Here is an 11960-nt window from a genome sequence, read left to right as displayed (position 1 = left end):
ATTTAGAAAATTATGAAAAAAATATTCGCAATCATAGGTTTGGTAGCACTTAGTTTAAGTTCAGTAAGTTGCGACCGCTTTTTAGATATACAACCGGAAGGTAAAGTAATCCCTACGACTACAGAAGATTACAGAAAAGTGTTGACTTCGGCTTATGCCAAATACCCAACGCACAAATCATTAACAGCACTTCGAACAGATGAATTGATGATTAATGACAACAGCATGGATTTCCCAAATTACCGAGAAATCGCCATGTGGAAAGATTCTAACCTGGATGCAGTAACTGTAGAATTTCCTTGGGTAAGTTTTTATTCCGTGATTTTTTATGCCAACCAAACCATCAACGAAGGGACAAAAACCATGACGGAAGGGGCCGAGAAAAACCAAATTTTGGCGGAAGCCTATGCTCTAAGAGCATACACCTATTTTGATTTGGTAAATTTATACGGAAAACCGTACAATGCAGCAACGGCTTCGTCTGACAAAGGAGTCCCAATCAGTTTAGAGATTGATCTGGAACAGGTGTTGCCAGCATCTTCTGTTCAGCAAGTTTATGATCAAATTCATTCGGATTTAGACAAGGCCGAATCGTTGATGAATGCAGAAAAACAGGAGCAAGCTACCAAATACCGTTTCTCAAAAGTTGCTTTGAAAGCTTTGCAAGCCAGAGTTTCTTTGTACCAAAATAACCATCAATCTGCCATGGATTTTGCCAACCAAGCATTGGCCATTCAGAATGACTTGGTAGATCTCAATACCAGCACGGCTGCTCCCAACCGTTTCGATTCTAAAGAGTCCATTTTAGCTTTGGATTTTGCTCTTAATAATGGAGTTCAAAATGTGGCTTACGCATCACCAGAGCTTATTGCAAGCTACGATGCCAACAACGACAAAAGATTCGGAATCTATTACGAAAAAACAGGCAGTAAATACAAAGTGAAAAAAGGAGGCAGTACGGACTTTAGAGTTTCTTTCCGTACGGCTGAGCTGTATTTTATAAAAGCTGAAGCCTTGTTGAAACTGAATCAGTTACAAAATTCAAAAGATGTTTTGATGCCTGTTTTAGAGAAAAGGTACAATGCAACCGGTCTTGCAACGGTACAAGCATCCATTTCTACCATGGACAATGCAGCATTTATGAATTTTATTTTGGACGAAAGAAATCGTGAGTTTGCCTTGGAAGGACAAAGATGGTACGACCTGAGAAGAGCCAACCAAAAACAAATTGTTCACAACATCAACGGTACGGTATTTACCCTACAAGCCAACGATGTTCGTTACACCATTGCAATACCACCTTCGGCAAAGAAAAATAACCCGAACTTATAATAAATTCTTCATATCAATTTTTATTGAGGAACCGTTTAGACTTTTATAGTTTAGGCGGTTTTTTGTATTTTTGTACCATCATGAAAATTGCCATTGTTGAAGACGAAATCCTCGCACAGAACTATCTGAAAGAAATTTTAGAAAGACAAAACTTGGTGTCCATTTCATCCATAACCGGCTTGAGATCCAAGAAACAAGCTGTTGATTTTTTTTCTGAAAACACCGTCGATCTCATTTTTATGGACATCCATTTGGGCGATGGTAAAAGTTTGGAAATTTTTGAAGAAGTTGAACTGAAAACACCCATCATTTTTACCACAGCTTATGATGAATATGCCCTAAAAGTGTTTAAACATTTTACCATTGATTATTTGTTAAAACCTTATGAAGAGGAGCAATTGTTATCCGCTTTGGAAAAATTTTTGTCCATTTTAGAAAATTTTAATCCCAGCGATTCGATACAAAAATTAGCCAAATTGGACTTGATCGATCAGCCCAAGTTGATGAGCCGCTTTTTGGTTGCCGATGGGCATCAGCTAAAATCGCTTCAGGAAGAAGATATTGCTTATTTTTTTGCTTCAGGAAAATACTTGTTCATCACGACAAAAGACAAAAAATCGTACATTTATGAAGACACCATTAAAGATATTATTGGGAAAATAAATCCCAATTTGTTCTTCAAAATCAATAGAAAATTTATTGTGAACATCGGTGCCATTTCCGATGTCATAAAACATTCCAGTCAAAAAATTGAGCTGAAACTGCAACCCTCACCGGATACGGAGTCCGATGTATTTGTCAGCAAACAGCAAATCAACGATTGGAAGGATTGGATGAACCAATGACAACGATTGTTTTTTTCGTTTTGATGATTGGTAAAAGCCCTGTATATTTGTCCTCATACGATGGTGATAACCGTCAAGAAATACATTCAACATGGAAAAATTTAAAGTAGAAGTTTGGAGCGATATTGTCTGTCCATTCTGTTATATCGGGAAAAAGAATTATGAATTGGCTTTAGAAAAATTTGAACACTCCTCTGAAATAGAGTTGGAGTTCAAAAGTTTTCAACTCGACCCACAGTTCAGCCATAACCCCGATGATCGTTATGATCTGAATAAAGGTTTGGCCGAAAAATACAATAAATCGCTAGCAGAAATTGAACAAATGCAAGTGCATATAAAACAAAGTGCACATGCTGTAGGGTTGAATTTTGATTTTGAAAATTCGTATCGATTCAATACTGAAAATGCACACAGATTGTTGCACAAAGCCCACGATAAAGGCATTGGTACAAAAATGTCTGAAGCTTTTTTCTCGGCATATCTTGAAAAGGGATTGAATTTGGCAAAACCAGAAATCTTAAAGCAAGTTGCCGTAGAAAACGGTTTGAGTCCTGAGGAAGTGGATGATGCATTGACCAATGAAACTTTTGCCTACCGAGTGCAACAGGACATGCAAGAAGCTGGAAATTTGAGAATTTCCGGAGTTCCGTTTTTTGTTTTTAACAGAAAATACGGAGTTTCTGGAGCCCAACCTGTTGATGTATTTCTAAAAACTTTGGAACAATCCTATGAAGATTGGAAGAAAACGACGCCTTCAAAATTAGAAATAATCGATGATGGAGCCCGCTGCGATATCAATGGAAATTGTGAATAAAATAGGTGTTCTTTAGGGATTAAGCCCATTTTTTTGGCTTCAATAAAAATCAAATCTCCTCTGCAAATCGTATTGCAGAGGAGATTTAATTTTTATAGACTATTTTTTGGTTTATAAAAAACGGTTAATAAACTATTTCAAATCGGTTATGTTTTCTAAAAAATAACAATTTTCGTGTCTTGTCATACCGATTTTTGAATAATAATTTACTGCTTTTGGTGCAGCAAGTAAAATAAGTTTAGCTTTTGGAGTTTCTAATTTTGTTAGTCGTACAAGTTCTTTTCCAATACCTTGTTTTTGAAATTTGCTATCAACGGCTAAGTCTGACAAATAAGTACAATAAAAAAAGTCTGTCAAAGACCTTGCTACACCAATTATTTTCCCATCAAAACGAGCCGTAACAATTAAATTTCCGTATTCCAGCATTTTAGCAATTCTGCCGGGATCGTTTACTGGTCGTCTTTCGCTCAATGTTGAGTTTATTAATACTTCGGTAAATTCTTCAACACTAAGATTTTTTTCTATTTGGTAGGTTAGCATAGTATATATAATTTCTAAATACAAAACAAAAATCACAACTTATTGAAAATAAGTGAAATAAATTGCTGAAAGTTTTCATAAAAAATTGATTTTTTGTAAATTAATAAATGTTCTTTATGCATTTAGCAAGCCACACAAAAACCAATTATGAGAATAAAAGTACAGAATTAAGTTCAGTTTTAGAACAAAATTTTCACTTTAAATTTAACCACAAATCCTTTTTGGCTTCAGTAAAAATTAAAAACTCCTCTGCAATACGGTTTGCAGAGGAGTTTTGATATATGAATAGGTGTTTTTATATTTTATTGTTCAGGCTGTGCCATCCACCTCCATTGAACACTTGGGTATATCCGTTGCTTTTTAAAATTCCTTTGGCAGTTGCAGAACGCATCCCGGATGCACAGCAAGTAATGATGGTTTTGTTTTTATCTTTCAAAATGTTTAGGTTTTGAGAAAGGGTATTCAGAGGGATGTTCAACGATCCTTTGATGTGTCCACCAGCAAATTCGACTTTGCTTCTTACATCTATAATGATTGCTCCGTTTCTTTTCAGCTCGACAAAATCGACCGACTGCAATCCTAAAAGTTTTTTAAAAAATCCAAACATAACAATCTCTTTATTTTTTTGCAAACTTATGCAATCTTCCTATTTTTTTTGGTGATGAAGATTACAAAAGCGTAATTTTATTTCTGGACAATACGATGAGTTTATTTTTCTCCATTTGCTTTAGCGTTCTGCTGGTCGCCTCTCGGGATATGCCCAACTCGTCGGCCAATTGCTGATGGGTAGCTGTGACTTCATTGCTTTCGTAGAGCTGACTTTTCTGTTTTAGCAAATGCAAAATTCGGGCATCTACTTTTTGGAAGGCTACAGAATTGACCACTTCTAAAAGTTCTTCGAATCTTTTTTGATACAAAGTGAAAATAAAATCGGTCCATTCCGGATATTTTTTAATCCATTCTTTGGCTTTTGGGATGGAGACCATTAATATTTCGGCTTCTTCTTCGATTACGGCGCGTATCTTGGATTTGTCCTGTTTCATTCCAGAAAGGATAGAGACAATGCAACTTTCTCCAGGTTGTATGTAATAGAGGAGGATTTCTCTGCCATCTTCTTCAGTTCGTATCACTTTTATACTTCCAGAAACGACGATAGGAATGTAATTGACATAAGAATCCACATCCAAAATTACCGTTCCGGTTCGAAAAGTTTTCAGTTCGCCCGAGTTTTTTATCTCGTCTTTTAGTTCGGTTTTAAATTGTTCCATCATGTTCATCTTTCAAAAATAGTCAATAATAATTTTGTGTTCAAAATATTTGGGTAAAGTAATTCATTTCCTGATATCTATTCTGTAACCACGGTCACATTGGAGTTTGTTTTGATTGAATAACTTTGAATGAACTAAAATTTGGAGAACTATGAAAAGATACATCACCGCTACTGCAATTGTTGCTCTATCATTTTTGATGGTTTCTTGTACGGCCAATAAAACGGCTACAACGCCTTTGGATCAAGAAAAAGCTTTGGCTTATGTACAAGAAACTAAAGAACTTTTGATGGGTACTTTAATGAAAAAAATTAAAGAAAACGGAACCGAAAATGCATTGGAATTTTGTAACATCAATGCATTGCCATTGACCAAGTCGGTTGCTGTAAAGCATCAAACTCAAATAAAAAGGGTATCGGATAAAAATAGAAATCCACAAAATAAGGCCAATGCTCAGGAGATCGCACTCATCAATCGTTATAAAGCTCAGTTATTGGAAGGTAAGGAAGTGGGAGCGGTGATGAAAGACCACCAACTTTATGTACCCATTGTGACCAATTCCCAATGTTTGAAGTGCCATGGAGTTGCGGGTGAAACGATAGAACTAAAGACGGCTGAGAAGTTGAAAAAACTCTATCCGAACGATTTGGCAACGGGTTATAAAGTCAATGAAATCCGTGGGTTATTCGTGGTAAGTAGTAAGTGATTTTGAAAAATGAAAAATGCGAATCTAAAGAAAATTATACATTGAAAAGTAAAAAAGGCAGTCATTTTCACGACTGCCTTTAAAATAATTAATAGGTTTGAAAAAATTAAAATTTGTAGTTTAATTGAACTGCAAAGTTTCTTGGTTGGATTTGGTCGATGTAACCTCCTCTAAAATAAGAAGTATAACCCACCGCATCAAAGATATTATTAAGATATGCTCTCACAGAATAATTTTGGAAGCTGTATCCAACTTGTGCATTAACCGTAGTGTAAGACGGCATGTCGAACGGCTTCAGACCTGGTTTTACAGAGTTTACATGGCTGTTGGTGAATGTCTTTTGTGTCCATTCGTCTACCGGTCTGGCTCCTACGAAATAGATCCCTGCACCTATATCGAGGCCTTTTAGTAAATCGTGATCAAATTTATAATTCAACCAACCGTTTGCAGTATGTTTTGCAGAGTTCATTGGTGCAGATCCGTTTACATAAGCCGGGCTGTCTTGGTATTGTGCATCCAAATAAGAGTATCCGGACATCACTTGCAAGTTAGGTAAGATTCTACCGATTAATTCTACTTCTACACCTTTTCTTCTTAGATTACCTGCCAATCCATAAAGTGTATTTCCTTCTGAATCTTTTACCGGATTGTAGTTTGCATCCAAGATGCTGTACGATAGGTTGTCGGTGTTGATATCAAATAGGGTTACATTAAATCTCAATCTTTCGCCAAACCAATCCGATTTAATTCCTGCTTCCCATTGTTTGGTATGAGATGGACCTACGAAACCACCCGTTTGTAGTACATTGTTTACCGATCTTAGAGAGGTTGTTGTTGTGTACGACCCGAAAACATTCACATTTTCAATAGGAGAAATGATTAATCCGAAGGAAGGATTCCAAGAATCGGTCACTCTTCTTGTAGATCCGTTTAGGTTAGAATAACGGATTCCCAGATGTGCTTTCACATATTTCCCAAACTGCATAACATCTTGTGCCATCAACCCATAAGTTGGGGTAAGCACAGCATTGGACCATCCTTGGCTTGCGTAAACTACATGTACAGGTAGGTGGTTAGGAATTGATCCGTTCACCACATCAATAACATCCAAAGGATTGGTTGAACCGATTAAATTGGCATTGGAAACCGAATTTTTGTAAGCATTAAAGGTCTCATAAGATGTTTTAGACTCTTTCCAGTCAAATCCTAATTGGAACAAATGCTTGATAGGTCCTGTCTGAATATCTTGACCGATAAAATCGAATTGGAATACTTTGTTAATATCTTCGCTTGCCGATTTACCAATCGTTCTTTGTCTTACTGTGTAGCCTGCATTTTTTACCGGTGCAATGGATGAAGCTTCGCTATCGGAATTTCTGTTGGCTTGGATGTATGTGGCTCTAACTTTAAATTTATTGGAGATTTTTCTATCGGCAGAAATGGCAAAATTATAAGCCTCAGTTTTGTTATAATCGCTGGCATAACCCAAAAATTTATCTTTAGGCATGTGATACAAAGCTTCTGTATCTCCATTTGCTGTGTTGATGGTACCTCTGTCCGGAGTTTGGTTGTTGTACAAATAATCCATTTCCAATACAATGTTGGTTTTATCATCCGGACGGAAAGCTACGGACGGATTAACATAAACCCTCTCACCTTGAACAAAAGGACGGAATGAATTGTTATTTTGATATGCACCGTTGAAACGAACCGCAACCTTACCTTGCTTATCCAAAACTCTTTGTACATCTAGTGTTGGTCTGTAAAAATCCCAACTTCCGTAACGGAAACCTACATTTCCAGAATTGATGAATCTTGGAGTTTTAGTCACCACATTGATCACCCCACCTGCAGATCCCAAACCATCACCAATACCTTGGGTAACGGCAGCTGATCCCTTGATAACCTGCACATTTTCTATCCCTTGCATATCGGTAAGCATCCCTGCAGTACGGAAATCGGAGTCCATAGAAACCCCATTTTTCAATACAGGAACCCCACGGTATCCACGGATGGTCATACTTTCGTTAGAACCTCCATAGCTGGAAAAACGAGTAACGCCAGGTACATTTTGTGCTACTTCAGTTAGGGTCATTGCTCCCAATTCTTCAATGGCTTTATAAGAAATTACAGAAATACTTTGGATTTGATCTCTGGTTTTTAGAGGAAGTCTGGTAATGGCTTCTAGACCTTGGGTTTTTTGTTTAGCAACACCAAACAATTCAACTTTTTCAATTTCTTTTTGTTTGATGGAATCTTTTGTTTGATTTTGGGCATTGGCAAGTACTCCAGATAAGATAAGTACTGAGGTTGCAATATATTTATTCATAACTTTTATTTTACGAGTGCAAATTTATTTTTAATTATTCTAAATAACAACATGATGAATGTCATTTTGTTAAAGAACTCATAATTTATAATGTTAATATATTGGTATTAAGTGTTTTATGACAATCTTAAACGCTTATTTATTTTTAATAATTCTAAAAAAGAATAAAATCTTAATAAAATAAAGATGTTTTTATCCTTTTTTTAGGTTCTTTTTAAAACAAAAATGTGGATTAAATAGGATAATTTGTCCTGAATAGGGATTTATAGATTTCAAATAAAATCATAAATTGCATTGATAAAATTCATTATGAAAAAAAGCATTTTTATACTTAGCCTACTGCTTATACTTTTAAATTGTAAAACGGCAGACAAGAAAGGAGGTGATCTTCAGAATAAGATCAACCAAATAACATCCGATAAAAAAGCGCTAATCGGAGTTTCAATTTTAAACTTAGACGGTAGGGAAGTGGCCTCCATTAACGGACAAGAAAAACTTCCCATGCAAAGCGTGTATAAATTTCACATTGCTTTGGCCGTGCTTTCAGAGGTGGATCGTGGTCGATTTTCTTTGGATCAAAAAGTTGACATAAAAAAATCCGATTGGTATCCGAATACTTGGAGTCCCATGCGAGATGATAACCCCGAAGGTGGATCTTTTACCGTAGCTCAACTGTTGGAATATGCCGTGTCTAAAAGCGATAATATCGCTTGCGACGAGTTGTTAAAATTACTGGGTTCTCCAAAAAATGTAGATGCCTACATCAAAAGTCAAGGCATCAAAAATGTTTCTATAAAGCTTACCGAAAAAGAAATGCAAGCTACTTGGGATGCCATGTATGAAAACTGGACAACACCCCATGCAGCATCTGAAATTGCATATAAGTTTTACACAGACAAAAAATTATTATCACAAAAAAGCCACGATTTCCTTTGGAAAATTATGCATGAAACCAACACAGGAGAAAATCGTTTGAAAGGAAACTTGCCCAACGGAACAATCGTAGCGCACAAAACCGGTACCTCTGGCAGGAAAGATGGTGTACTCGCAGCGTGCAACGATATGGGCATTGTGATGTTGCCCAATGGCAATTATTTTGTAATTACGGTTTTTGTAACGCAGTCTAAAGAAAATGATGCAGAAAACGAAAAGATAATTGCCGAAATTTCCAAAGCGGCCTACGATTATTTTTTAGCCAATAAACTTTAATTCATGTATCTAACAAAATAATTTAATTGAAACAGCATAGTCTCATAATGCACCCTTATTGTTATAAATACTATGTTTCTATGTTGTTTTTCAATTTTTGTCAAGTACTTAACCAATAAACAATAAAGAAATGAATCAGTATAGAAAATCCATTAATGAAATGGATCCATCTGCTTTTAAAGCGATGTTAGCTTTAGAAAATTGGGGGAAAAGTTGTGATCTGGATCCCAAACTAAAAGAATTAATAAAGATCAGAGCCTCGCAAATTAACGGTTGTGCCTATTGTTTGGACATGCATACCGAAGATGCTTTGGATTTGGGCGAAAGCAGTCGAAGGATATTTGCCGTTTCGGTTTGGCATGAATCGCATCTTTTTTCTGAAGAAGAAAGAACCCTTTTGCAATACACCGAAGAAGTTACAAATATCGCACAGGAAGGAGTTCAGGACGAAACACATCGTAAAATGCTTCAGTTTTTTGGAGAAAAAATGACCGCTCAAATTCTCATGCTCGTTGTAACCATAAATGCTTGGAACAGAATTGCAGTAGCAACAAAGTTGATTTATAAAGATTAAAATAATGGAAGGGCAACAAGCATTGGTTACCCTTCCAATATTTTTGATTTCACCTCTTTGGTATAGGTCCTGCCAATCGGGATTTTGTATCCGGAAATGTGCAGAAGATTTCCCTCAATTGAGTTTATTTTATCCAAAGAAACGGTAAACGATTTATGAACTCTATAAAATTGCTGATTGGGTAATTCTTCAGAAACCGAAGTTAGCGTCCTGTGCGTGATATAGGACTTTTCAGGGGTTATTACTTTCACATACTCCTTCATGCCTTCAACAAAAATAATGTCGTCATGGTATAATTTTACCATTTTTTTATCGACTTTCAGGATGATGAAATCGTTCTTAGGAGCAGCGGTTTCCGGCTTTTTAAAGGTGCTTTCAATTTTGTTAATGCACTTGATAAAACGAGAGATTGGGATGGGTTTCACCAAATAATCCAAGACATCCAAGTCGTAGCTTTCGGCAGCAAATTCTCTGTACGCTGTGGTAATAATAATTTTTGTTTTGTGCTTGTTATCGTAGAGTTTTATCAGTTCGAAACCTGAAATAATGGGCATATTGATATCGACAAATAAAACATCGACTTGGTTTTTGTTCAGGAAATCCAAAGCTTCTACTGCGTTATGAAATGCAGCTAATACCTCAAAATCAGGAAAGGTTTTCAGGTAATTTTGGATGACTTCCTGAGCCAAAGGTTCGTCATCGATAATAACACAACTAATTTTCTTCATAATTAATCGGGATTTCTAGTTTAGCAATATAATAATTCAACTTGGTACTGTGTTGAAACTGAAATTCTTTACCAAATAAAAGGTGCAATCGTTCCAAAACATTTTCATTCCCAATTCCGCTTTCTATTTTCTTCTTTTTGGACGGGTCAAAATTGTTGATGACTTCAAATGTAAGATATTTTTTGTTTTTTAGAGAACAATTTATTTTTATTCGAAAAATATCATTGAATCCACCATGTTTGAACGCATTTTCTACAAAATTTATAAAAATCATGGGTGGCACAACAATTCCACTAAGATCCGTGTTGATGTTGGTACGAACTTCTATATTTTTAAACCTTAGCTTTTCAATATCAATATAATTTTGAATATAGTCCAACTCCTTTGTCATCAGTACAGTATTACTTTCTTTGATGTCATAAATAAGGTGTTTCATGAGTTTGGATAGCTTGATGATGGTGGGTGCTACCAATTCGGATTTGGACAGTGATAGAGCGTAAAGATTGTTCAATGTATTGAAAAAGAAATGCGGTTGTATTTGCAATTCCAAACTACGAACTTTTATTTTTAATTGTTCTTCGCTCAAAGCTCGGTTTCTTTCTCTTTCCTTCAGCCAATACAATGTAAAATAGACCGAAGTTGCCATACCCACAACATACAATTCGCCAATTACCACTGCAACAATATGGTTGATGTCAAAAGAATGATACTCTCTATTGGCTTCTGGCCAAATATTTTTAGAAATCAAGAAATAGGTAAGCCCTGTTTTCATCAGATACAAGAGCAGTAAACTACAAAGTAATGCAAAAATGTATAGGATGTATTTGGACCTTAGTATTAGCTTAGGTACCAATACAAATAAATTGAAATAAACCAATGGTATGATGAGCGAAAACTCGATCAGGTTGGATTTTAACGAGTACCAATAATCATTGAAGTAGGATCCCCAGCGTAAAAAATTTAGGAAAAAATATACGAACCAAAATAAGAAATGGTGTAATATTTTAATCTCAAAATGGATCAATTTATTGGTCATGTTACTCTCCATCTACTGTGGTTTTTCTTAATTATGGTATGTTTAAAGGCTCTAAAAATAGAAAAATTTATCAATAGCCCTGCAAAAAATATTTTTAAGTTGGGTTAATTTAATGATAATGAAGTGTTTTGTTTTTTGAATTTTTATTAATAATGATGATTATTAGGTTGTTTATTGAAAATATTGGTATTAAACTGTTAAAATCTATTATTATATAACAAATATTTTGTGATTGTGCATTTTTGCTGTGATTTTGTGATTGAAATTACAGGATTTTACTTTTGACCATCTTTTTTGCATAAACAAATGTTTAAAATTAGGCTGAAATTATTGTTAATTATCCATTAAAACTTTAAGCCGTATTGTTGATGGTCAATAAAAGAATGTCGTTGGTAGAAAATTAAGCTCAATTGGTTTAATTTTTTTTTGAGTGCCAATGAATATTAAATATAGAACTTGTTTAAAGTAAAAAAATCGATAAACACCTTTAAAAAAAGGCGTTAATTATTTGTTTAAAAGACTGGTATTCAGTATATTAGAGGAAAAATAACTACAAATTTCTCTATGCAAAAGAATACC

12 protein-coding genes are annotated in these 11960 nt (G+C 35.2%); 6 read left to right on the top strand and 6 right to left on the bottom strand.

Features of this window, described 5'->3' with window-relative positions:
• Positions 1–12: 12 nt before the first annotated feature.
• The 3 genes from EIY84_RS07105 to EIY84_RS07095 all read left to right on the top strand — a co-directional run bounded on the left by EIY84_RS07105 (position 13) and on the right by EIY84_RS07095 (position 2991).
• Positions 13–1332, top strand: a complete 1320-nt coding sequence (locus tag EIY84_RS07105; RefSeq protein WP_124641652.1) for a RagB/SusD family nutrient uptake outer membrane protein — start codon at positions 13–15, stop codon at positions 1330–1332.
• A gap of 80 nt (positions 1333–1412) precedes the next feature.
• Entirely contained in the window at positions 1413–2177 is a 765-nt protein-coding gene (locus EIY84_RS07100) for a LytR/AlgR family response regulator transcription factor (protein ID WP_124641650.1), read from the top strand.
• 91 nt (positions 2178–2268) lie between these two features.
• Positions 2269–2991 (top strand): DsbA family oxidoreductase, encoded by a 723-nt coding sequence (locus tag EIY84_RS07095; protein WP_124641648.1) that lies wholly within the window; start codon positions 2269–2271, stop codon positions 2989–2991.
• Positions 2992–3123: 132 nt separating this feature from the next.
• Here EIY84_RS07095 and EIY84_RS07090 read toward each other — a convergent pair whose 3' ends face one another.
• The 3 genes from EIY84_RS07090 to EIY84_RS07080 form a co-directional block, all read right to left on the bottom strand.
• Entirely contained in the window at positions 3124–3531 is a 408-nt protein-coding gene (locus EIY84_RS07090) for a GNAT family N-acetyltransferase (RefSeq protein WP_124641646.1), read from the bottom strand.
• Positions 3532–3826: 295 nt separating this feature from the next.
• A complete protein-coding gene (locus EIY84_RS07085; RefSeq protein WP_124641644.1) occupies positions 3827–4138 on the bottom strand; it encodes a rhodanese-like domain-containing protein in 312 nt (103 codons plus the stop codon).
• Positions 4139–4199: 61 nt separating this feature from the next.
• The gene (locus EIY84_RS07080) at positions 4200–4802 is read right to left on the bottom strand and encodes a Crp/Fnr family transcriptional regulator (RefSeq protein WP_316248111.1); all 603 of its coding nucleotides are present in this window, start codon (positions 4800–4802) and stop codon (positions 4200–4202) included.
• 148 nt (positions 4803–4950) lie between these two features.
• Between EIY84_RS07080 and EIY84_RS07075 the strand changes: the two genes are divergently transcribed.
• The gene (locus tag EIY84_RS07075) at positions 4951–5505 is read left to right on the top strand and encodes a Tll0287-like domain-containing protein (protein ID WP_124641639.1); all 555 of its coding nucleotides are present in this window, start codon (positions 4951–4953) and stop codon (positions 5503–5505) included.
• Positions 5506–5611: 106 nt separating this feature from the next.
• On the opposite strand, the gene EIY84_RS07070 is transcribed toward EIY84_RS07075, so the two are convergent.
• The gene (locus EIY84_RS07070; RefSeq protein ID WP_124641637.1) at positions 5612–7834 is read right to left on the bottom strand and encodes a TonB-dependent siderophore receptor; all 2223 of its coding nucleotides are present in this window, start codon (positions 7832–7834) and stop codon (positions 5612–5614) included.
• A gap of 309 nt (positions 7835–8143) precedes the next feature.
• Here EIY84_RS07070 and bla point away from each other — a divergent pair, with 309 nt between their 5' ends.
• Both bla and EIY84_RS07060 read left to right on the top strand, forming a co-directional pair.
• Positions 8144–9043: a class A beta-lactamase, subclass A2 gene (gene bla / locus EIY84_RS07065; RefSeq protein ID WP_124641635.1), complete on the top strand. Its 900-nt coding sequence runs from the start codon at positions 8144–8146 to the stop codon at positions 9041–9043.
• 130 nt (positions 9044–9173) lie between these two features.
• Entirely contained in the window at positions 9174–9617 is a 444-nt protein-coding gene (locus tag EIY84_RS07060; RefSeq protein ID WP_124641633.1) for a carboxymuconolactone decarboxylase family protein, read from the top strand.
• Positions 9618–9643: 26 nt separating this feature from the next.
• Here EIY84_RS07060 and EIY84_RS07055 read toward each other — a convergent pair whose 3' ends face one another.
• A complete protein-coding gene (locus EIY84_RS07055; RefSeq protein ID WP_124641631.1) occupies positions 9644–10345 on the bottom strand; it encodes a LytR/AlgR family response regulator transcription factor in 702 nt (233 codons plus the stop codon).
• Positions 10332–11393 carry a sensor histidine kinase gene (locus EIY84_RS07050; protein WP_241154749.1) on the bottom strand — a complete coding sequence of 354 codons (1062 nt, stop codon included), beginning with the start codon at positions 11391–11393 and terminating at the stop codon, positions 10332–10334. Before EIY84_RS07050 ends, EIY84_RS07055 begins: the two co-directional genes overlap by 14 nt.
• Positions 11394–11960 lie beyond the last annotated feature (567 nt).

Source organism: Amniculibacterium aquaticum, from assembly GCF_003852705.1.
In the GTDB taxonomy this organism is placed as follows: Bacteria; Bacteroidota; Bacteroidia; order Flavobacteriales; family Weeksellaceae; genus Amniculibacterium; species Amniculibacterium aquaticum.
This window is presented reverse-complemented; position numbering and strand designations above follow the sequence as displayed.